The 20,776-nt window shown below is 46.3% G+C and carries 21 protein-coding genes; 14 read left to right on the top strand and 7 right to left on the bottom strand.

Annotation, left to right across the window (positions count from 1 at the left end):
- The first annotated feature begins 4 nt into the window (after positions 1–4).
- Positions 5–607: a DUF6155 family protein gene (locus tag ACFQZT_RS19145; protein WP_379302448.1), complete on the top strand. Its 603-nt coding sequence runs from the start codon at positions 5–7 to the stop codon at positions 605–607.
- Between the two features lie 94 nt (positions 608–701).
- On the opposite strand, the gene ACFQZT_RS19140 is transcribed toward ACFQZT_RS19145, so the two are convergent.
- The gene (locus tag ACFQZT_RS19140) at positions 702–1,841 is read right to left on the bottom strand and encodes a Fic family protein (RefSeq protein WP_379302447.1); all 1,140 of its coding nucleotides are present in this window, start codon (positions 1,839–1,841) and stop codon (positions 702–704) included.
- Positions 1,842–2,120: 279 nt separating this feature from the next.
- Between ACFQZT_RS19140 and ACFQZT_RS19135 the strand changes: the two genes are divergently transcribed.
- The 6 genes from ACFQZT_RS19135 (at position 2,121) to ACFQZT_RS19110 (ending at position 8,481) form a co-directional block, all read left to right on the top strand.
- Positions 2,121–3,806, top strand: a complete 1,686-nt coding sequence (locus ACFQZT_RS19135; protein ID WP_379302446.1) for an S-layer homology domain-containing protein — start codon at positions 2,121–2,123, stop codon at positions 3,804–3,806.
- 54 nt (positions 3,807–3,860) lie between these two features.
- Positions 3,861–4,715, top strand: a complete 855-nt coding sequence (locus ACFQZT_RS19130; RefSeq protein WP_379302445.1) for a polysaccharide deacetylase family protein — start codon at positions 3,861–3,863, stop codon at positions 4,713–4,715.
- Between the two features lie 307 nt (positions 4,716–5,022).
- Positions 5,023–5,793, top strand: coding sequence for an NUDIX domain-containing protein (locus ACFQZT_RS19125; RefSeq protein ID WP_379302444.1), 771 nt, complete (start codon positions 5,023–5,025; stop codon positions 5,791–5,793).
- Positions 5,794–5,875: 82 nt separating this feature from the next.
- A complete protein-coding gene (pnuC, locus tag ACFQZT_RS19120) occupies positions 5,876–6,541 on the top strand; it encodes a nicotinamide riboside transporter PnuC (RefSeq protein WP_379302443.1) in 666 nt (221 codons plus the stop codon).
- Positions 6,517–7,548, top strand: coding sequence for an AAA family ATPase (locus ACFQZT_RS19115; protein WP_379302442.1), 1,032 nt, complete (start codon positions 6,517–6,519; stop codon positions 7,546–7,548). The genes pnuC and ACFQZT_RS19115 overlap by 25 nt, the downstream gene beginning before the upstream one ends.
- A 48-nt stretch (positions 7,549–7,596) precedes the next feature.
- Positions 7,597–8,481: an ADP-ribosylglycohydrolase family protein gene (locus ACFQZT_RS19110; RefSeq protein ID WP_379302441.1), complete on the top strand. Its 885-nt coding sequence runs from the start codon at positions 7,597–7,599 to the stop codon at positions 8,479–8,481.
- 203 nt (positions 8,482–8,684) lie between these two features.
- Here the strand turns inward: ACFQZT_RS19110 and ACFQZT_RS19105 are convergent, their stop codons facing one another.
- Both ACFQZT_RS19105 and ACFQZT_RS19100 read right to left on the bottom strand, forming a co-directional pair.
- Positions 8,685–9,200 (bottom strand): zinc-ribbon domain-containing protein, encoded by a 516-nt coding sequence (locus ACFQZT_RS19105; RefSeq protein WP_379302440.1) that lies wholly within the window; start codon positions 9,198–9,200, stop codon positions 8,685–8,687.
- A 155-nt stretch (positions 9,201–9,355) separates the two neighbouring features.
- Positions 9,356–9,637 (bottom strand): hypothetical protein, encoded by a 282-nt coding sequence (locus tag ACFQZT_RS19100; RefSeq protein WP_379302439.1) that lies wholly within the window; start codon positions 9,635–9,637, stop codon positions 9,356–9,358.
- 299 nt (positions 9,638–9,936) lie between these two features.
- On the opposite strand from ACFQZT_RS19100, the gene ACFQZT_RS19095 reads away from it, so the two are divergent.
- Positions 9,937–10,440 carry a CYTH domain-containing protein gene (locus ACFQZT_RS19095; protein WP_379302438.1) on the top strand — a complete coding sequence of 168 codons (504 nt, stop codon included), beginning with the start codon at positions 9,937–9,939 and terminating at the stop codon, positions 10,438–10,440.
- A gap of 4 nt (positions 10,441–10,444) precedes the next feature.
- Positions 10,445–10,615 (top strand): DUF3934 domain-containing protein, encoded by a 171-nt coding sequence (locus tag ACFQZT_RS19090; RefSeq protein ID WP_379302437.1) that lies wholly within the window; start codon positions 10,445–10,447, stop codon positions 10,613–10,615.
- A gap of 181 nt (positions 10,616–10,796) precedes the next feature.
- On the opposite strand, the gene ablB is transcribed toward ACFQZT_RS19090, so the two are convergent.
- The gene (gene ablB, locus ACFQZT_RS19085; RefSeq protein ID WP_379302436.1) at positions 10,797–11,657 is read right to left on the bottom strand and encodes a putative beta-lysine N-acetyltransferase; all 861 of its coding nucleotides are present in this window, start codon (positions 11,655–11,657) and stop codon (positions 10,797–10,799) included.
- A 283-nt stretch (positions 11,658–11,940) separates the two neighbouring features.
- On the opposite strand from ablB, the gene ACFQZT_RS19080 reads away from it, so the two are divergent.
- From ACFQZT_RS19080 to ACFQZT_RS19060, 5 genes are all read left to right on the top strand, one after another.
- Complete coding sequence (locus ACFQZT_RS19080; RefSeq protein ID WP_379302435.1) at positions 11,941–12,204, top strand: YokU family protein; 264 nt, start codon at positions 11,941–11,943, stop codon at positions 12,202–12,204.
- 14 nt (positions 12,205–12,218) lie between these two features.
- Positions 12,219–13,583: an aspartate aminotransferase family protein gene (locus ACFQZT_RS19075; RefSeq protein WP_379302434.1), complete on the top strand. Its 1,365-nt coding sequence runs from the start codon at positions 12,219–12,221 to the stop codon at positions 13,581–13,583.
- Positions 13,584–13,662: 79 nt separating this feature from the next.
- Entirely contained in the window at positions 13,663–14,298 is a 636-nt protein-coding gene (locus tag ACFQZT_RS19070; protein ID WP_379302479.1) for a CoA transferase subunit A, read from the top strand.
- The gene (locus tag ACFQZT_RS19065; protein WP_379302433.1) at positions 14,265–14,927 is read left to right on the top strand and encodes a 3-oxoacid CoA-transferase subunit B; all 663 of its coding nucleotides are present in this window, start codon (positions 14,265–14,267) and stop codon (positions 14,925–14,927) included. Before ACFQZT_RS19070 ends, ACFQZT_RS19065 begins: the two co-directional genes overlap by 34 nt.
- A gap of 43 nt (positions 14,928–14,970) precedes the next feature.
- Entirely contained in the window at positions 14,971–16,305 is a 1,335-nt protein-coding gene (locus tag ACFQZT_RS19060; RefSeq protein WP_379302432.1) for a peptidase, read from the top strand.
- 390 nt (positions 16,306–16,695) lie between these two features.
- On the opposite strand, the gene ACFQZT_RS19055 is transcribed toward ACFQZT_RS19060, so the two are convergent.
- The 3 genes from ACFQZT_RS19055 to ACFQZT_RS19045 form a co-directional block, all read right to left on the bottom strand.
- Positions 16,696–17,226: a hypothetical protein gene (locus ACFQZT_RS19055; protein WP_379302431.1), complete on the bottom strand. Its 531-nt coding sequence runs from the start codon at positions 17,224–17,226 to the stop codon at positions 16,696–16,698.
- 181 nt (positions 17,227–17,407) lie between these two features.
- Positions 17,408–18,790 carry a lysine 2,3-aminomutase gene (kamA, locus tag ACFQZT_RS19050; RefSeq protein WP_379302430.1) on the bottom strand — a complete coding sequence of 461 codons (1,383 nt, stop codon included), beginning with the start codon at positions 18,788–18,790 and terminating at the stop codon, positions 17,408–17,410.
- 448 nt (positions 18,791–19,238) lie between these two features.
- Entirely contained in the window at positions 19,239–20,687 is a 1,449-nt protein-coding gene (locus tag ACFQZT_RS19045; protein WP_379302429.1) for a sigma-54 interaction domain-containing protein, read from the bottom strand.
- Positions 20,688–20,776: the final 89 nt, after the last annotated feature.

The following is a 20,776-nucleotide window of genomic DNA, read 5'->3' as shown; positions in this document are numbered from 1 at the left end:
AAGCTTGCTGAAAAACTACTATGTAGGAAAGGTTCGTGATTTGAGTATGACCAAAATCTCACTGACGGAGCTTAAGAAGCATTTAAGAACGTATGAAGCTGAAGAACTAGTTTCCATCATTATAGATTTTTATAAATCCAGCGAGGATGTAAAAAAATATATGCATATGATGATGGATCCTGAGAGCACGGAAAATCAATTGTTCGATGAAGCAAAAAAGAAAATTTTGCATCAGTTTTATCCGGAACGCGGTGAACCGAAGCTGAAATTGGCAGAGGCTAAAAAAGCTATTTCCGAATTTGGTAAGCTTTGTAATAATCCAGCGAAAACGATAGATCTTATGATCTACTACGTAGAGTTGGGGGTAGAATTTACTAACGATAACGGAGATATGAATGAATCCTATTATAATAGTTTGGTGTCCATGTATCAGAATGCACTTAAAAAAATCAGCGCGGATCATGGAATTGGACTGTATCATGCATTTCGGGACAGGATAAGGGCGATTGTTAAGGATACGAGTGATTTTGATTGGTTTCACGATGATTTAGATCAATTGTTCACTGACTTCGCTGGCGAGTATGAAGAGGATCTGGTAGTGGGTTAAACTAAATAGGTTGGCCTATAAAAAAACGCTTCATTCAGTGCGCTTGGCGCAAAAATGGGGCGTTTATCTTTTCGACTAGTATCGTCACATCTGATCAATCCAATATAGAGATCATATATTCTCCACGATTTTCACCTGATTTAATTACGCCTAAATCTTTTAGTTTTGATAAATTTTTGGCAATGCTTGATGAAGATGCATCTAGGGTATCATCAAATAATTGCCTATGGAACATCTCGCCATCTTCCATTCTAGCTATTAATTCAAACATTGTCTTTGCGTGGCCCTTCCCAAGTATCTCTCGAATGTGTTTAATCTTGTCATATCTTTGTAACTCATTAAGTACTTTGGTGAGAGAGGCATTCACACACTCTAGATAAAAAATGAGGAAGGGCTTTAGGTCACCTTGTGTAGCCATCATTAGAGTATCATAATAATCTTCTATTCGTTTGTCGAAATACTCTTCAACGCTAAATGCATCTTTTATCTTAGAGAGATCCTTATGAATTAATCCTACTAAAGTCGAAAATGCACGAGCCGTCCGTCCGTTACCGTCAGGAAATGGATGGACGTATCCGATCAAGTGATGGGTAATACCTGATATTAAAAGTGGATGCAGCTTTTTCTCATGTTTTATTTCCGAATCGTATGCATTCATATATCCCGTTACACTAGTATACAACCACGCGAAGAATGAATTCATTAATTGGGGAACCTGGTTATAGGCGGGAGGTTGATAACTAACGTGTCCATCGCCATCTTGAAGTGCAACAGGAATTTGTCTATAACCTTCCGGGTAGCCGGTTAAATCTTTCATTAGTAATTGCTGCATTTTTTTTAATATAGGCTCATCCATATCTGAGAATTCTTTTGATGGGTCTAAATCATAGATGAACTCATAGGTCTCAAAGACATTTCTTACTTCAAGTTGGGCCTTCTGTTTAATTGTTAATGGATTTCTTTTATAGCTTTGGTATACTTGTTCAACTTCTTTATACTCCAATTTATTTTGTTCTATTTTGGTTGTGAAATGCGCTGTCCTTACTAATGAATTGCGTAGGATGGTTGGCTTTAGCGGGTGGCTTTTGAGGCCAAGTCTTGCCAATGCACCGATATTTCTTTCTGCTTCTAAAATAAGTTGCTGAATCTCGTAGTCGAAGGGGTTAAAATTAGGACGATACACCAATCGTTCCCCTTCATATATGAAATGTTCGGATGAAAAAGTATATGTCATTTTACACCACTCCTTTACACGTGAAAATGCTTATAAACAAAGGGTTTTTACTGGTAATTATTATATTCCATTACACTAATTATGTACACATTTAAATACAGTTAAACTAGCCTGGTTTTCAAGCATGCAGCTCGTCCTCCATGAGGCAGCTGCATTTTTCTATGAACCTTGCACTAATTTCCATCGTCTATATTAGAAATTTAATTTAGCATTAATGAGAGCTTAATTTTGCTATGTTATGTTGGTGAACGGATAAAAGAAAATGAGGAGGGCTACAACATGAAGAAACTAGGTCTAATCGCATCCATGATCAGCCTGTTCTCTCTTTGGAACGTAACGGGGGCTTCAGCCAGTAGTTTTGCTGATGTTTCGAGTTCAAGTCCCTATATTTCCTATATCAATGATCTTCAAAGGCTTGGCGTCACAGATGGTGTTGCACCTGGGCAGTTCGGTCCGTCTATGACGCTGACACGCGCACAGTTCGCTAAGTTTGTGGCGGTTGCTTTTCAGCTGAAGGATGACGGTTCGTCCGTCCCTTTTCAAGATATTCAAAGTCACTGGGCTGTTCCTTATGTACGTGCGGCTTATCAAGCGGGGATCATTGATGGTACGAGTGCTAGTACCTTTACACCCGAACAACCGGTAAAAAGGGAAGAAGCGGCCGCAATGATATGGCGGTTAGCGCAGAGTAAAGGCATCGCCGCATCTGCAGCTCTTAATTTTCAGGACTCACCTGATGTCTGGGCGATCCCTGCGGTTAGCGGTGTGCTATCCAAAGGCTGGTACGCTATAGATGCCAGTAAATCGGGGGAAAGTTGGTCATACCGACCACGCGACAATATGACAAGACAGGAAATGGCTGCTTTGCTGGCCCATTCCATGAAAGATGTGCCGGGTAGCACTTGGACGTCTTCTGCCGCTTCGGATCCGGGGACGACACAGACACAGGTGGCTGCTTTGCCATCATGGCAGCAATCGCTCAAGGACCATTTGCTGAACCAAGAAACCGATTTTCAAATCACACTGGACGATCCGAACGAGTTCCAGCAGATTAAAGGCTATGTCAATGAAGTGCTGGCTGATAACGATTATTTGCACTACATCTATAGTGGCATGAATTATGAATTTGACGGTATAGCGACAGCGACTTTCAAAGTCTCTTATTTGGAGTCTAAGGCGCAAAGCGACTATGTAACCGAACAGGCTAAATCAATAGTAGCTTCCATTACTCATGCCGGGATGAACGATTTTGAGAAAGAGAAGGCCGTGCATGATTATGTGATCTCTCATCTGGCATATGATCAAACTTTGGTCGAACATTCAGCATACGGTGGATTGACGAAAGGCACAACTGTTTGCCAAGGGTATGCGTTGCTCACATATCGCTTGCTAGACGAGGCCGGCATTCCGAATAAAATTGTGGAAGGCCAGGCCGGGGGCCAACTGCATACATGGAATTTGGTCAAATTGGATGGGAACTGGTACCATTTGGATACAACATGGGATGACCCTGTACCCGATGTGAAAGGTAGATTGACTTATCATTACTTTAACTTGACAGATGACCAAATGCGGCAAGATCATACATGGACGGGGACTTACCCGGCTGCGTCTCAAGATTTCATTCAAGCGTTAGGACAAGAAGTTCAGTCGGGCGCTATGGATGCAGCTTCTTCCCAAGCATTGCTGAATTCTACAGGTCTGTCCGGCGAAACGGCTGAGAACACGGCGGATTCGATATCCGCGGTTCAGGCTATTCTTCAACGGGGGATTTCAGCCGGGCAGAGCCAGATCACTTTCCATTTTAAAAACGCATTGGGCAGTGCGCAATCTGTTATGAAAGCTGCGCTGACCAGTAGTATAATTATGAATAACAACGTTGGAAAAGTGACCTATGAATTTGGTGCTGATACAAGGTTGACAGGTTATACATCTGTGACGGTTAATGTCACTTATGGATCATAGAATGGGCGTTTCTCAGAAATAATATACAGCCAATAATACATGGGTAGGTTGACTATGAAATTCTCTCAATGCTTTTTAATGGGTATGCTTACGATCCTAATGTTAGCGGGGTGTGAGCAAGCTTCTACTCCCAGCGTTCCAGATACCGCTGCATTAGTTAGTCCCGCGGCTTCATCCGATCCTATTGTTACACCTAAACCTGTATCGGAAAGCGGCGTGCCTTCCGTAAACACTACTCCAGTCACTAGCCCGATTAAGGAGCCGGTTGGTTTCGAAACAGGTTCGCCAAAGGAAGAACCCGTGGTATCTGGTGCGACGAAGCAGACGAAGAAGTCAGCCTTAAAGCCGATATATTCGGTTGGAAAAGGTCAAGTAGCCATAACCATTGATGACGGCCCGACAAAATATACGGAGGAACTTCTCAAAGTTCTAAAGCAACAAAACATACACGTTACTTTTTTCTTCATCGGACAAAATGCGGCAGCTTATCCGCAGTCTGTGACCGAGGCTGTCTATGAGGGCCATGAGGTCGGCTATCATTCGGATACGCATCCTCACATGTCGCAAATGACCTATGACGCACAGGAAAAAGAGTTTGATAACGGTCTTAATAAGCTTATAAAATTCGATAAACACCCGGTCACCTTATTTCGTCCGCCCTATGGTGCCTATAATAACGATACCAAGCTGGTAACGGAAGAACACCATATGCAAATGGTGCTGTGGAACGAAGATCCCAAAGATTGGGCGACAACGGACCCTTCAAAAGTCGTTAAAAGTGTGTTGGCCCAAGTTCAATCTGGAAGCATTATCGTCATGCATGATCATCCCTCTACCATAGCGGCTTTGCCGGATATTATTAAAGGCATTAGAAGTAAGGGGTATACATTAGTAACGGTGCCGCATTGAGAGGGGAACTGTGCTAGTGATCAAAAAAGACACTTGTGGAAATTAGAGGCCACTGAAAAAGTCCTGACGACGTTTTTCAAAGATGCAAAAAGACCGTTTTTAGCCTGTGAGATGGCTTTAAACGGTCTTTTCGTTGTTTTTCATTAGCATCCAACTAAAAATCAATGCGTTACGGAAAAAACGCAACTTTTTCAGTGGCCTCGGAAATTATGCAAGTGTCTTTTTTGCACCTTGACAACAGCTTTAAATGTGTCATAATGAGAATATCAAAACGACATTTATAGACCGAATATAAGCAGGTGGAATAATGGATTTCATTGAAAATGAATCAAACTACACATCTAATAAATATCGGACACCAGACGGCGCCCCCAGCGATATTGTCATTTTCACCATTACCTCAACCGAGAAGAACACGGCTAAAAAGGCTCTTCCTTTTCGAGAGCTGCAGGTCCTGTTGATTCAAAGGAAAAAATGGCCGTTTGAAGGCCAATGGGCATTACCTGGAGGGTTTTGCAAAGAAACGGAAAGTATGTACGAATGTGCGCTGAGGGAACTGCAAGAAGAGACCGGCGTGACGGATGTTCATATGGAGTACTTTAACGTATACAGTAAACCGGGACGTGACCCAAGAGGCTGGATCATCTCACACGCTTTCTTTGCCTTAGTACATGAGAACTGGTTGGCTGAGAGACGTGCCGACTCGGATGCGACGGATGTACGCTTGTTTCCTCTAGAGGAGGCTCTTCGCATGGAGTTGGCCTTCGATCATCAGGAGATATTGAGAGATGCTTGGAATAAAATCAGAGAAAAGATGCTTACGACAACGATAGCCAAGGAATTTCTTCCTGAAGAATTTACGATTAGCGAGCTCTATCAAGTCATCCAAACCGTCGTGCCGGACTTTGAGGAAAAGAATTTCATTCGTAAAATCACTTCCACTCAAAGCCGCAAAGGAATTATCGAGGAAGTAAAAGACCGAAATGGAGAGCCGAAGCTCTCTAACCGCTATTCGCAAAGAGCAGCACAGTTATACCGTTTTACCGATTTAACGCCGCAGCTGTCCATTTACAGCTAGGCGCTTATCTTTACCTTTTGATATTGTCGTTATGATAGTATTAAAGATTTTTGTAAATTTTGAATGTAGGGAGGAATTTTCTATGAAAAAGGTATGGACTTTATTGGTTTTATTCATTTTTATGGTAGCAATTGCAGTTTACACCTCATCTTCGACTCTTGAAATCGTTGCAACTACGACAGGATTGTTAAGCGTATGGCTTACAGCTAGGGAAAATATTTGGGCATGGCCGGTAGGTCTGGTCAATGTCGGCTGTTTTTTCTTTATGTTCGGGGAAGCGAAGCTTTATGCGGATATGACTCTGCAGGTGTTCTTTTTCATATTGAGTGTTTACGGCTGGATGATTTGGCTGACTAAAAGGGAAGGATATAAGGTTCGCCCCACCCGCAAAATCACTTTCCGGCTCGCGTTAATTCTAGGCATTCTTTTTGTGGGATTTACAATCCTCTGGGGCTATGTTCTAAAGACATTCACGGATGCTTCTATTCCATACGCAGATGCCTTAATTGCCACGCTTAGCATCGTTGCTCAGTATTTGCTCTCATCCAAAGTGCTGGAGAACTGGCTCTGCTGGATTGCCGTCGATGTCATGTCCATAGCTATGTATGCATACAAAGATCTGTATGCTGTAGCATTTCTTTACCTCATCTTCTTGTTAATCGCTACGGCCGGATATATTTCCTGGAAGCGAGATTTACTCCATGTAGATGGGAGGAAGCCAGCATGCTCCAACGTAAAACAGGCCTGACACTAGGAAAGTTTGCGCCCCTTCATCGCGGCCATCAATTCATGATTGAAACAGCCTTGCAGGAAACGGAAGAGGTGATCGTTGTGATCTACGATTGTCCGGAAACGACCGATATCCCGCTGAATGTCCGATCCAATTGGGTCCGATCCCTCTATCCTCAGGTGCACGTCATTGAAGCATGGGACGGCCCTACGGAAATGGGGGACACTCCTGAAATTAAACGCATGCATGAGGAGTATATACTGGAGAAACTAGAGGGGAAGAAGGTTACTCACTTTTATTCCAGTGAATTTTATGGCGATCATATGAGTGCTGCTCTGGGAGCTGAGAACCGTCAGGTCGATCCTCAGCGGCAACGGGTTCCGGTCTCAGGCACCCAAGTGAGGAACGCGCCTTATGAAAACAGACGGTTCCTTAGTCCAGTCGTTTATAAGGACATGATTGTTAAAGCTGTATTTCTTGGAGCTCCGTCTACAGGGAAAACTACACTAGCCACTTATTTGGCTAAGCAGAAGAATACAGTGTGGATGCCGGAGTATGGCAGGGAGTATTGGGAGAAGCACCAAGTGGACAGAAGATTATCGTTAGAGCAATTGGAGGAAATTGCAGAGGGACATCTGGAAAGAGAGGATCAGCTTGTGCAGGACGCACGTGATGTTCTTTTTGTCGATACCAATGCCATTACGACTTATATGTTTTCTCAGTACTATCATGGAAAAGCAACTCCACGTTTGACGCAATTGGCGGCGGATGCGGTGTCGCGGTATGATCTAGTTTTTGTTTGTGATACGGATATTCCTTATGCGGACACTTGGGATCGTTCTGGGGATGTACAGAGACTTGTGTTCCAGAAGCAAATTATTGCTGACCTCAAAATGAGAAAGATCCCCTTTTTCATAGTAAACGGTACTTTAGATGAACGGGCTGAAAGGGTAGGAAAAGTTCTCGAGCAATTTTGCAAATATCGCAATTTGGGAGAGTGTTTGTTCACGGGCAAGGAGCGTTAATACAATCTATGATAGGAGCAATCATTCGTATGGGAGGGAGTGTCGAAAATGAATCAAAACATTTTGTTCGATAAAATCAAAGGCGGGATGTACGGAGTTGCCGTAGGGGATGCTTTGGGCGGAACGACAGAATTTATGAGTGTCCGGGAAATACAAGCGGCCTTCGGTTATTTGACGGAGATTCGTGGTGGAGGTGTATGGAGATTAGAGCCTGGGGAAGTGACGGACGACACTATGATGACGTTGTGTGTGGCTGAGGGCTTATTGGAGAATCCAAAGAACCCTCTAGATTCCATTGGTGTTCAATTTATGAATTGGTATCAATCCAGGCCCAAAGATATCGGCAATATTATCAGACATACGTTTGAAAATTATGAGGGGAACTGGTTCGAGGCTGCTCTCCTAACGGATCTCGATTTGGGCCAAAGCGGAGGGAATGGCTCATTAATGCGTTGTTTGCCGGTAGCTCTTGCGTACACAGAATTGGATGAGATCGAGCGAATATCCCATATGCAATCCAAAATGACCCACTATGATGAAAGGTGCAGCGAAGCTTGCACGATCTATAATCGAATAGCTTTTCGGCTGCTTCATGGAGAAGAGTTAAAAAGTTCAATTCAGCAGGAGTTGGCAGGTACAGAGTATGAAAGTATACTCACATCCGCACCGAATTGCGAGCCCAGCGGATTTGTTGTTCATACATTTCGATGGGTACTCCACATTTTGCTAGATTCTTCTGAATTTAGTGAAGTTGTGCAAAGGGCGGCCAATTTGGGTGGGGACTCTGACACGATTGGCGCGATTGCCGGAGGCCTAGCTGGCATTTACTATGGGTATGAGAAGATTCCAACAAAGTATAGAGAGGCTATATTGATTAGGGATCGATTGGATGAATTCTCAGCGCGGTTATTTGATCTTCGGCATGGATTGTGATACTCGTTTTTGACTTAGCGAGCATCATTGAAGGCTGACTGACATATTAAATGCCTACACTATTTGACTCCATAGCTGACTTTTTGATTAATGATAGTGTAGGCAAGGTCCTTGGAGCTTTGGTGCAAGAATAAAGCTGAAACGGTCATTGTTTCGCGCAAGGCTTATCGTATGAAAGTCTGTTTCACTCTTTTAGTAACACTCTAGTACGAAATCCATATTATTTTAGAAGATCGGCCTAAGATAAGCCATATATAGTTAACGTTTTGAACAGGAGTAACTTTTGACACATAATAACTTATCAACATGAAGATCAAATAAACCACTTCAAAAATAATTATTATTTTAGGAACAAATCTTAAACGCTTTAGAATACAAACAACGGAAATGATTAGACAAAGTAAATGTATGGAACCTTGAGTAATAGCGTATGTCAGATAATATGGAAAGCCACCCCAGTAATTCGTTACATCTAACTTAGAGTACAGATAAAAGCCATATAAGACTTGAACAATTGCTATCGTACATAGGGCTACATATACAAAATTCCAAATACCCAGCGATTTAAGTTCCGGTTTAGTTTGAAATTTCTTATCATCTTCAAACTGCATAAGTTCATTGTTACATTTGGAACAGTATTGCTGTTCCTTTTCTAACTCGGCCCCGCACCAAGGACATTCGATATGATGAGTTTCCAATAGCCGGCACGGACAATACATTTGAAGTTAAAGCAATAAAAGTGGATCTGATAAAGCGCATAGTTTAGTCTCACATATTATTTTTAATTGAATTTCAGCATCTCTAATGTAACAGGTGTTTCTTCTCATGGCCATAACAAAATACGGAGCCATTAGATAAATGGCTCCGCTACTTTTTAGCGTGGTAAAAATTCCGTGGAGATATTAATTTTTCCAGACTGATCTGGTTTAGAAATATAATAAATTTTATTTTGATTTGAAATAAATAACCACATATCTCCATTGGGCGCTACTGAACTAGATACGCCGCCCTGATTCAGTGAAATATCCCCACGAATGTTTTGGAGCTGCTGTGATGGAGCTATAGTCGGCTGTTTTAACAAATTATAAATAGTAAGTCCAAAATTTAGAAGCAAACTTAGCGATAAAACAGTGTAAAGAAATTCTTTTCTCATCATATCCTCCAAATAAAGGTTTTTATCTCATCATAATCCATTTTATGTTGAGAGTCACCTTTTAGTGGGGAACAATTATTTATTAATTATCTACCGAGTAGTAGAGCCACACTGGTACAAATACTTGTCCAAAGGTTTTATCATATGCTTGTAAGATCACGCATATTCCGCTTGGATTTTTACAAAAATTGATTTGTATCGCAGTTGTTATTGGATATGTATACTTAAGATTCATCGAAAAGATTAATTTATTCTAAAACTTAAACCTGAGAAAATGAATTACACCGGAAAGAGGTTATGATATGAATGTCGAGATTGAAAGGAAATTTTTATTGCCGGAATTCCCATTCCGCGAACTTGAGCGTGGGGAAATAACCATGGTTGCCAAGCATAGCCTATTTCAAACATACTTAGCCTATTCGGATGATCAGGAAATCCGGGTGCGTCAATCGATTGACGATCAGGGTGTTTCTCACTATACACATACTTTTAAGTCAGGGCATGGGTTAGTTAGACAAGAGATTGAATACGAAATTTCGGAAAAAATCTATCGGCAGCTTTTATCCCATACCGGGCTAGTCCCGCTTGAGAAGATCCGTATAACCGTTGAGGGACAGGGTGTCTTATTTCAGATTGATGAATATAAAGAGCTGGATCTTAGGGTAGTTGAGGTCGAGTTTCCTGATGAAACTGCCGCGAAGTCATTTTCTATACCTCATTGGTTTGGCAGGGAATTAGGGCAGGAAGAAGAGTTTCGAAACAAAATGCTTTGGATAAAGCTGCAGACAATAACATTAACGGAGTGATGATATGAGTAAAGCTAAAGGCGGTACAGGCAGAGGAACGGACAAAAAGGGATGGAACAGATGGCAAGCCAGCGCCAACAGAGCGAAGAGTGCTCCAAAACCTTATAAAAGCAAAGGTACTAAAAAAGGGGATGGCGCAGCGGGCACCAGCGGCAATAAGGGTGACAAGCCTTAGCTGATAAGGCGTCAAAGAATTAGCGATGCTGGCATAAAAGCGCAAATAAACATAATTAGAGTTATCCTACAGGCAGCCAAATGAGAGGCTTGAGGGATAGCTCTTTTTTTCATGACAAGAAGGCTCCATCCCCGAATACATATATAAAGCATAGGCATAAAAGCGGGGAAACGACGATAGCTTACTTGAGCGTTTTGACCCACAAATTCATATCCTCGAATTTATCATAGATATCGCAGTTTTTCGTCAGTCTGCCATAGTAACGGTACCCCATTTGAAAGAATACCGCATTCATGCCTAAGGAAAGGGCGCGGGATAAGGAGTAAGCACAGGATATATTTCGCGCGAGCAGCTCATCTTCCAAGGCATGCATAAGCAATCGCATAAGCCCCTGATTACGATAGGAGGGAAGTGTAGCGCAATCGGTCATTTCCGCATTGCCATAGAGCGTATTGATCTCCGCGGAGGCAGCACTGACCAGTTGTTGATCGGGCGATTCTACGAGATAAAAAATCGTTCCCTCCCGCATAACTTTTTCGACATAGCTGGGGTCATTCATCGGAGTCGGGTAGGTTTGAAAGATTTGATCGTATAAGGCGGCGAGATGCTCAGCATCTTCTGTCCGGGCGATACGCAGGATGCAGTTTTCCGGCACCGCAGGCCGATCGGGCTTGAGCGGGAGAGCGAGCACCTGCTCTAATAGGTGATCCTCTTCCATCCAATAATCGCTGGTCCGGCGCTCAAGATCCAAATAAAAAGCCATGCAGTAAGCGTCACAGCCGCGAAAATATCCTTTGTAAATCCCTTCCAGCATACAGCCTTTCGATAAAAAGGTTTGCCAGTCACCCTCCTTCGCTTTAATAAACACTTTGGTTAAAGCGTTCGTCTGGGCAATATCGGCTATTCGCTTGTAGATGGCATCGACATTTCCTTGATAGTCATCCACTCTCAATCTTTTATTAAAGAAATCAAGGCAAAAGCTCGCCGAATAATCACTGCCGTTCTCGACTTGGTTCGTATAATAAGGCAGATCACTCGCCATCCGGCATCCTCCTCTTCCATTTTCTACGCTAATTCAGTTACATGCAAAATTGGTGCCAACTTCAAAGCATTCATATGTTTCGTTTCCACATACTGTCAATCGGTCATTTCTAAAAATCTTGCCGCAAAAAAATGGGCACTGCAAATTCATTGGCGGCTTTGTCGGAGGTGAACGACTGGAATTGAAAGCTAGACGCCTTTCACGAAAAGTTGGCATCCATTTTGCTTAGATATGTTGTAAGCATAAGAATGTTCTATACCCATATGAAGGAGGACGGACGCATATGAATTGCATATGGTGTCAAACGGAAGATATTCGGGAAAGCGTAAAAGATTGCTACTGGATCATGCCGGACGGCAAAACGGCCGTACAGATTGTGGAAGTTCCTGCGCTTAATTGCGCGGGCTGCGGTACCTATGTAACCGAGAACATTTCGCAGCAAGTCGATGAGGCCCTATATTGGCATGATGTGTCCGCGCTTGGAACGGTTTTCAGCTATGAGCAGTTGATGAATGCACCGCGAATCAAGAACATATTTCTCAAATAGGGTAGGGGTGCCTTATGAAACGGGAGCATTTGATCAAGCCGGTATTGGATCACCATTATCCCACCATCCGGTATGGGAAAGGCGTTTTTTTGTACGATGATCAAGGCAAAGCTTATCTGGATGCCTCATCCGGAGCTGTGACGGCGGGAATCGGGCACGGTGTGCAAGAAATTATCGATGCGATGCAAGAGCAGGCGAGTAAGGTATCTTTTGTATACCGTTCCCAGTTTACAAATGAACCGGCCGAGAAGTTGGCGGAAAAGCTGAGCGATTTGGCGCCCGGCCACGATTACTGGTCTTTTTTCGTGAACAGCGGGTCTGAGGCAACGGAGACGGCGATGAAGATCGCCATTCAACATTGGCAGGAGAAGGGACGACTTGGCAAAAATAAGGTGATCTCCCGAAGGATGAGCTATCACGGGATCACGCTGGGCGCGCTGTCGATGTCGGGCCACGTCCTTAGAAGAAGACGATTTATTCCGCTTCTGGAGGACTTCCCGGTTGTTGCGCCGCCTTATTGCTATCGTTGTCCGATGAATAAAACCTATCCGGAGTGCCGGCTCGCGTGCGCGGATGATTTGGAAACTGCCATCAAGCGGATCGGGGCCGATCATATCGCCGCATTTATCGCGGAGCCGATCATTGGCGCTGCTGGTGGCGCCGTTGTGCCGCCTGATGGTTACTACAAGAAGATCAAGGAGATCTGTGAACGCCATGAGATTTTATTTATTGCCGATGAAGTGATGACCGGTATTGCCCGTACGGGCGCCATGTTCGGGATGGAGCATTTTGGAGTCGAGCCGGATCTGATGGCGCTTGGCAAAGGGATGAGCGCGGGATATACGCCGATGGCGGCTGCGCTGGTCAAAGATCATGTGATGGAACCGATTCTGCAGGGCTCCAAAAGCATAATGTCCGGCCACACCTACAGTGCTAATCCGCAGTCGGCGGCGGTTTCCCTGGCTGTTCTGGATTACATCGAGAAGCATCAGCTGTCTCAGGCGGCCGAGACTAAGGGCAGCTATTTGCTGGCACGGCTGCGCCAAATGGCCGAACCAATCGGGATGATTGGCGATGTACGGGGGAAAGGGTTACTTTTGGCCATGGAATTCGTCTCCGATCGGACTAACAAGCTTCCGTTTCTGACGGGATTAGGCGTGACCGCTCGGATCATCGACCGAGCTTTTCAGAAGGGCCTTCTCGTTTACCCGGCGGCAGGTGGGGTGGACGGGGCAGGGGATGCCATCATCGTAGCTCCTCCCCTCACCATCTCCGAAGAAGAGATCGATCTGCTCGTGCGCATGCTGGAAGAAACGGTCCGAGAAGTCATGCAAGAAGTTACTGGAAACGACTGGGGGGGATCGGATGAAGCCAAGTGAGGGCGGGAATGGGATCGGGGCAGGCAAAATAAGGAGCTTGGAGACGGCGCTTCAAGCGATTACCGATGGCTGCACGTTGATGTATGGCGGATTCGGCGGGATTGGCACGCCGCCAACGCTCATCGAAGGTATTTTGCAGAAGGGGGTGCAAGACTTAACGATCATCGGAAATGATACCGGCTTTCCGCACATCGGCATTGGACGGTTAGTTACCGCAGGCCGGGTCAAGAAGGTCATTGCCTCTCATATCGGCTCGAACCCTTTTGCCGGTCAAAGGATGGAGGAAGGCACGATGGAGGTGGAATTTTACCCGCAAGGCACGCTGGCTGAAAAAATCCGGGCAGGCGGCGTTGGCCTTGGAGGGATTCTGGTCGACGTCGGCGTCGGCACCATTATGGAGCAGGGCAAAGCAAAGGTTTCCATTGATGAGAAAACGTATTTGGTGGAACCGTCTTTGCGGGCTGACGTTGCCATTGTCCATGCGAAACAAGCCGATCCCTTCGGGAACCTTGTCTATGATAAAAGCGGCAGAAATTTAAATCCGCTGGTGGCCATGGCCGGAGAAATAACGATTGTGGAAGCCGATGAGATTGTACCGCTTGGTGAGCTCGATCCCGAATGTATTGTAACGCCGGGCGTTTTCGTCGATATGGTGATCCTGGGCAAAGGGGTGAATTGGGAATGGGTATGGGAAAAGAAAGCCGCGACCGAATAGCGAAGCGGGCTGCTCAGGAACTAACGGACGGCATGGTCGTCAACCTGGGAATCGGCATCCCGACCAAAGTTGCGGATTACGTTCCTGACGGCATTCAACTTGTTTTCCATGCCGAAAACGGGATTTTGGGCGCTGGCGGAGCCCCGGCTCTTGGGGACGAAGACGCTTTTCTCTGTAACGCGGGAGGGTACCCCGTCACGATTGTAGACGGCGCCTCCTATTGCGACAGCTCCGTTGCATTTGCCATGATTCGCAGGGGATGTATCGACGTAACGATCCTTGGGGCGCTTGAGGTTAGTGAGTGCGGGGATTTGGCTAATTGGATCGTGCCGGGCAAGCGGGTAGCGGGTATCGGGGGCGCCATGGAACTCGCGCAAAAAGCGAAAAAAGTGATCGTCCTTATGAATCATGTCAATCGGCAGGGCGAATCGAAGGTGAAGAAGCAATGCGACTTGCCGCTGACTGCTCGGGCTTGCGTCGATCTGATCGTGACGGAAATGGCTGTGCTGGAGGTAACCGGTCAAGGTTTGCTTTTAAAAGAAGTCATGTTGCCTTACACCGTAGAGGACGTTGTCAGTCACACGGAAGCTTCGTTAATCATACCGGAAAGCATTTCGTATATTCCGTAAAAAGCTGCGGCTCTACTCGCGCAAACCCGAAGGAGGGAATCTCTTGGCAGCGAATCCGAATGCCGAATTAAGCGAATTGCGGGCACGCATCCAGAGGTGGATGCAGCAACACCAGGACGAAGGAACCCGTTTCTTGCAGGACATGGTCAGGATCCCCAGCACGCAAGGCAATGAGAGGGAAGCACAGCTGCTGATCGCCGAACGGATGCGGGAAATGGGGCTGGATGTTGATTTGTGGGAGCCGGATGGAGAGGCACTCGAAGCGCATCCGTTTTTTTATTCTCCTCGAAGCCGGTTTGCCGGCAGTCCCAATGTAGTCGGAGTCATGAAGGGAGCAGGTGGGGGGCGCTCCATCATCCTTAACGGGCATATAGATGTCGTTCCGGAAGGAAATCGCGAGCAATGGCAGGATGATCCATATAGCGGCAGCATTGTGGACGGCAAATTGTTCGGGCGCGGGGCAACGGATATGAAAGGCGGTAACACCTCTTTGCTGTTGGCCGTCGGAGCGATCAGGGGGCTTGAGATTAAGCTGAAGGGCGACGTTATTGTGCAAAGCGTCATTGAGGAGGAAAGCGGCGGGGCGGGCACGCTGGCAGCGATTATGAAGGGATATAGAGCCGATGCGGCCCTGATCCCGGAGCCTACCAATCTGCGAATCTTTCCGAAGCAGCAGGGTTCCATGTGGTTCCGCATTGAAGTTAAAGGCCGCTCGGCCCATGGCGGGACCAGATACGAAGGAGTTAGCGCTATCGAGAAAAGCATGATCGTCGTGCAGCATATTCGGGAGCTCGAGGAGCAGAGGAATGCTAGAATTTCCGATCCTTTATATGCCCAAAATCCCATTCCGATTCCGATTAATATCGGCGTTATTCAAGGAGGGAACTGGCCTTCGTCTGTTCCCGATACGGTTAAGCTTGAGGGAAGAATGGGCGTTGCGCCGGAGGAAAAGCTGGAGGAGGCCAAGGAGGAAATGACCCGTTGGATGGAGCGCCTGCGTGAAAAGGACCCTTGGTTCGAAGCGCATCCGCCCGTCGTGGAATGGTTCGGAGCCAGATGGGTTCCGGGCAGCGTAGATCCCGGACATGACTTGATGCAGGTACTGATGCAGCAGTATCGGGAGGTCAGGCAGGAGGAGCCCATCAATGAAGCATCGCCGTGGGGAACGGATGGCGGCTTGCTGACGCAGCTGGGCGATACGCCGTGCATCGTCTTCGGCCCAGGCATCACGCAGGTCGCCCATTATCCGAACGAGCATATTGTGCTCGATCATGTGTTTGAGGCTGCGGAGATCATCGCATTGACCTTGATTCATTGGTGCGGTATGGACGGAACAGAAGGACTGGGTGATGGACCGGAAACTAAAGAAGCTCATTGATATGAAGACCGTACGAGCTGCGTTTAAGACCAGCAGTTGCGGTTCCGATTGGATGCTTTACGGCGGCTGTATGAAAGGCCGCTGAGGTGGTGCATGGTGTACATCCTGAGGGGACCGTTCATTACGGTTCCCACCTTGACTCTCACCATTTGCTACCAAAGGGTTGGGGGCTCTATTTCACCATTCCGGGGCAACAACCTGCAAAACGTACATCTTATTCTGGATGATTTGCTGATTTCAAGACACTTACCTGCAAAACCTGCATCTCATTTGCCCGAAAAATGCTTCAATCGAGTAAATATGCTTGATTTAGATGTATCTTTTGCAGGTCACTCTTTACAAGTCAGCTATTGGATGAATCCACATGTATGAAATGCATGTAGATGTGGCTTATCCGCCCATATACGCCCAAGCTCCCTGCACGAGTTCGTACCCAAGAACCTTCGTCTCCTTCCCTCGCCGGACCGGTCGCAACCAACCCTTCGCGCAAACGGTTTGCAGCAATCGCACCGCCGTCCGATGGTTCACTTTGAAATGCTTTGCGATGTCTATCGGCCGAACCAGTCGCGCCAAACTATAGGCAAGCCGTATCACCTCCTGTTCGGCCAGAACTGCGCGGTCGACAGGCGGCACACCGGGTTGAAAGCGGCCTAGCAGCATACGCAGCAAAGTGATGCACAGCTCCGGGCGATGAGCCACATCATCGTAGGCAAAGGAAACTACACGAAATCCTAACGCCTGCAAAAACAATTCCCTGTTTATTTCGTCACAGTATCGCTTCCGGTCCATGTCCCGCACATGGGGGCCGAATCCTTTAATTTCCCAAAGAAATTTCAAATTCCCCGCTAAATAGGCAAAGTCTGCAAAGTAGGATCTTCCACGCCAATCCAAAATCTCATACTCCGGATGAAGATCATCCAAATTTCCCTTGATCTCCCACCAAGATGGGAATCGATAAACGCCGCATGTACATCTTCAAAATCCATGTTAAACCAACAACTCCTTTTTCTCAGATAAAAAAAAGAACGTCCCTGATCCATCGGATGATGAATAGGGACGTTCTTCGTCGCTTGGGATTCATTATATTTAATTTTGAGGCTAATTACACCTCATCTTTTGGCACGCCATCTTTCTGCTGGGCCTTCATCAATTTGTCCTTCATTTCGTCTCTCTTTTGGCGGCGGTCCTTGAGCGAAGCATGCTCCGGCGTTTCTTGATAAATTTTTCTGCGGCCGATTCGGCGCAAATTTTCTGGCACCAGATTAAATTTTTCATCTTTCATAAGTGCAATGATGCCGGTGCTTTCCGACTGTTTTTCGATCCCGTAGACTTCGTTGAAATATTCGTCTGCACGGCCCGGCACATAGTTTTTCGGCTCGGGGTAACCGACGATGACGCCTTCGTAATTGCGCAGAATGACTTTATCTTGGCTTTGCGAGATCAAATAGTTAGGCTGCAGCGCTATTTTCCCGCCGCCTCCTGGAGCGTCTACGACATAGGTAGGTACCGCATACCCGGAGGTGTGGCCGCGCAGCGACTCGATAATTTCCAGGCCTTTAGAAATAGGTGCCCGGAAATGACCGATGCCTTCGGACAAATCGCATTGATAAATATAGTAGGGACGTACACGAATTTTCACAAGATCATGCATAAGTTTTTTCATGATGTAGGTGCTATCGTTGATACCGGCTAGAATGACGGACTGATTGCCTAAAGGAACGCCGGCATCAGCCAACATGGCGCAGGCTTTTTTCGCTTCGTCTGTCATTTCCAAAGGGTGGTTAAAGTGAGTATTGAGCCAGACCGGATGATATTTTTTGATGAGGCTGCACAAATGTTCCGTAATCCGCTGCGGGAAAACGACCGGTGCTCTCGTGCCGATGCGGATAATTTCAACATGGGGAATCGCCCGCAAATTTTTCAGTATATACTCCAAAATGTTGTCGTTAATTAATAATCCGTCCCCACCGGAAAGCAGCACGTCACGCACTTCGGGCGTATTTCGAATGTATGCGATCGCATCGTCCAATTGTTTTCTCGGCACGCCCATGCCTACCTGACCGGAAAAACGGCGGCGAGTGCAGTATCTGCAATACATTGAACATTGATTCGTTACCAGGAACAGCACCCGGTCAGGGTAACGGTGTGTTAACCCGGGAGTTGGGGAATCCTCGTCCTCGTAGAGGGGATCCTCCAGGTCGTATTTCGTTTTCAACAATTCCGCGGAAATGGGAACGGACTGCATGCGGATCGGGCAGCGAGGGTCGTCGGGGTTCATCAGAGATGCGTAATAAGGGGTAATATTCAAAGGAATCGTCTGCGTCGAAATGCGAACCCCCTCTGCTTCTTCGGGAGTCAGATTGACGACTTTCTTCAAATCCTCCAAGGTGCGAATGGTATGCGTTAGCTGCCAAAGCCAATCGTTCCACTGCTCATCCGTTACGTCTTTCCAAAGCTCAATTTGCTTCCAGTCACGTCGTTCCATACTTGCACCTCCAGTAATGATGCTTTTTCTACTTTATGTAGTAGCAAAAAGCGTGCCAAGATTTCATCCAGAGGCACAAAAAAGAAAAACCCGAAGCTGCGCTTCAGGTCCGTAGAGTATTCACTCCCATTGGAAACCGTCCAATGGTTTATGATCGATGGTTGACGTAATACGATGCAGATTGGATTTTATACAATGAAATCGTCCCGCGATCGTTCACAGCAAGAAATAACGGCAATTCTGTTGGATGATTTCCAACATAAGGACGCCATAGCGTCACAACCCTAGTATTCTGCTGGACATTTTCCAATGGTGGCCCGGATGAACCCAACCGGTCGTCCCGGCCGGTCTTAGCCGATTCCTCCTATCCCAGCCGCTCCCAGCCAATCCTAACCGGTCTCAGCCGCTCCCAGCCAATCCCAGCCGGAGCCCCAGCGAGACCCTTCCATCAAGGTTTCCTCGCGATTCCATAGCGGTTCAGCTTATACTGTAATGCCTGGCGCTTGATGCCCAAGGCCTGTGCGGTCAGGGTGATATTGTACTGATGATTTTGCAGCGCATCCGTGATGGTTTCCACTTCCATTTGTTTCACCTTATCGGTTAATCTGCCTGAAGTGGACTGGGCTCTTTCATCGCTCCACGAGCGGGTGAGAAGAGTGGGGGTCGAGGTTTTTGATCTATTTTCCATGATATAAGCGGGCAGGTGATGCTCTTCTAAGACTTCGCATTCCAACTCTATCATATTGTAAGTGGACTCGATGGCATGGCTTAATTCACGGATATTGCCGGGCCAGTGGTAGTCGATTAACCGCTCCATCGCTGAGGTGGCGATGTCTGTTATTTTCATGCCGAACATCGTGTTGAATTTCTCGATAAAATGGTGCGTAAGGAGCGGAATGTCTTCTTTTCTCTGCTGCAGAGGCGGCAGATGCAAATTGACGACATTGAGCCGAAAGAATAAATCGTTACGCAGTAATCCTTTATCTAAAGCTTCTCTCGGATCAATATTCATAGCCGTTATGATGCGGACGTCAACTTGCTGCTCATGAGTTCCGCCAATCCGGCGAACCATGCCGTCTTGAAGCACGCGCAGCAGCTTGGCCTGCAGCATGACGTCCAAACTATTCAGCTCATCCAAAAAAAGCGTGCCCCCATTGGCCTGCTCAAATAAGCCTGCACGGTCTATCGCGCCGGTAAACGCGCCTCTTGCGGTTCCGAACATGATGCCTTCCATCAGCTCATTGGGGACAGCTGCGCAATTTTGAGCGATAAACGGGCGGCTTCTGCGGGCGCCGGCATTGTGTATGCTCTGAGCGAACAATTCCTTGCCCGTACCGGTAGGTCCGCATATCAGAACAGGGGAGCTTGTACGCGATGCTTTTTTGGCCATGGAGACGGTCTGGAGAAATGACTCGCTTTTGCCAATTAAGTCGCTGAAATGATAGGAGGCTGTGCCCGTACTTTTCTTGTCTTTTTTTGGGGTTTCATAGATTTGGTGCCTAAGATCCAGAATTTGATCGTGAAGATGCACAATACTCGTTATATCTTTCGCCACCTCTAAGGCGCCGATAATTTCGCCGTCCTCGAGCAGCGGGTAAGTACTGTTAATCGTTGTGATTCGTTTTCCTTCTACATTGACATAGGTCTGTATTTTCTCACGTATTTCTTGGCCTGTTTGTAAAACCTTCATGAACGTGCTCGTCTCATGGGTCAGGGAGGGAAAGAGGTCGAAGAAATTTTTCCCCACCACTTGTTTCCGGTTAAACCCATCGGTTTCAGCCATCTTGTCATTGTAAAAAATGGTAATACCCTTCTTATCAATGAGATGAACACCTACATCGATGATCGTTAACATTTTTTCGAAATATTTCGATCCATATTCGTTCGGTTCGGACACGATGTTCACCCGCCTCTCCCAGTGAATGGTTCACTTACAACTTATGATGGTTCATAGAGAAAAAGAACAGGCGCGAGTGTTAGACTCAC

The sequence above is a fragment of the Paenibacillus sp. GCM10027628 genome, assembly GCF_042676385.1.
Lineage (GTDB): Bacteria > Bacillota > Bacilli > Paenibacillales > NBRC-103111 > Paenibacillus_E.
The sequence above is the reverse complement of the archived record's forward strand: the minus strand, read 5'-3'. Positions and strand labels throughout refer to the sequence as shown.

Bases quoted from the DNA above. Each gene is read 5' to 3' on its own strand.
- ACFQZT_RS19140 (WP_379302447.1), bottom strand. From the start codon at position 1,841: ATGACATATACTTTTTCATCCGAACATTTCATATATGAAGGGGAACGA.
- ACFQZT_RS19135 (WP_379302446.1), top strand. From the start codon at position 2,121: ATGAAGAAACTAGGTCTAATCGCATCCATGATCAGCCTGTTCTCTCTT.
- ACFQZT_RS19130 (WP_379302445.1), top strand. From the start codon at position 3,861: ATGAAATTCTCTCAATGCTTTTTAATGGGTATGCTTACGATCCTAATG.
- ACFQZT_RS19125 (WP_379302444.1), top strand. From the start codon at position 5,023: ATGGATTTCATTGAAAATGAATCAAACTACACATCTAATAAATATCGG.
- pnuC (WP_379302443.1), top strand. From the start codon at position 5,876: ATGAAAAAGGTATGGACTTTATTGGTTTTATTCATTTTTATGGTAGCA.
- ACFQZT_RS19115 (WP_379302442.1), top strand. From the start codon at position 6,517: ATGCTCCAACGTAAAACAGGCCTGACACTAGGAAAGTTTGCGCCCCTT.
- ACFQZT_RS19110 (WP_379302441.1), top strand. From the start codon at position 7,597: ATGAATCAAAACATTTTGTTCGATAAAATCAAAGGCGGGATGTACGGA.
- ACFQZT_RS19105 (WP_379302440.1), bottom strand. From the start codon at position 9,200: ATGTATTGTCCGTGCCGGCTATTGGAAACTCATCATATCGAATGTCCT.
- ACFQZT_RS19100 (WP_379302439.1), bottom strand. From the start codon at position 9,637: ATGATGAGAAAAGAATTTCTTTACACTGTTTTATCGCTAAGTTTGCTT.
- ACFQZT_RS19095 (WP_379302438.1), top strand. From the start codon at position 9,937: ATGAATGTCGAGATTGAAAGGAAATTTTTATTGCCGGAATTCCCATTC.
- ACFQZT_RS19090 (WP_379302437.1), top strand. From the start codon at position 10,445: ATGAGTAAAGCTAAAGGCGGTACAGGCAGAGGAACGGACAAAAAGGGA.
- ablB (WP_379302436.1), bottom strand. From the start codon at position 11,657: ATGGCGAGTGATCTGCCTTATTATACGAACCAAGTCGAGAACGGCAGT.
- ACFQZT_RS19080 (WP_379302435.1), top strand. From the start codon at position 11,941: ATGAATTGCATATGGTGTCAAACGGAAGATATTCGGGAAAGCGTAAAA.
- ACFQZT_RS19075 (WP_379302434.1), top strand. From the start codon at position 12,219: ATGAAACGGGAGCATTTGATCAAGCCGGTATTGGATCACCATTATCCC.
- ACFQZT_RS19070 (WP_379302479.1), top strand. From the start codon at position 13,663: ATGTATGGCGGATTCGGCGGGATTGGCACGCCGCCAACGCTCATCGAA.
- ACFQZT_RS19065 (WP_379302433.1), top strand. From the start codon at position 14,265: ATGGGTATGGGAAAAGAAAGCCGCGACCGAATAGCGAAGCGGGCTGCT.
- kamA (WP_379302430.1), bottom strand. From the start codon at position 18,790: ATGGAACGACGTGACTGGAAGCAAATTGAGCTTTGGAAAGACGTAACG.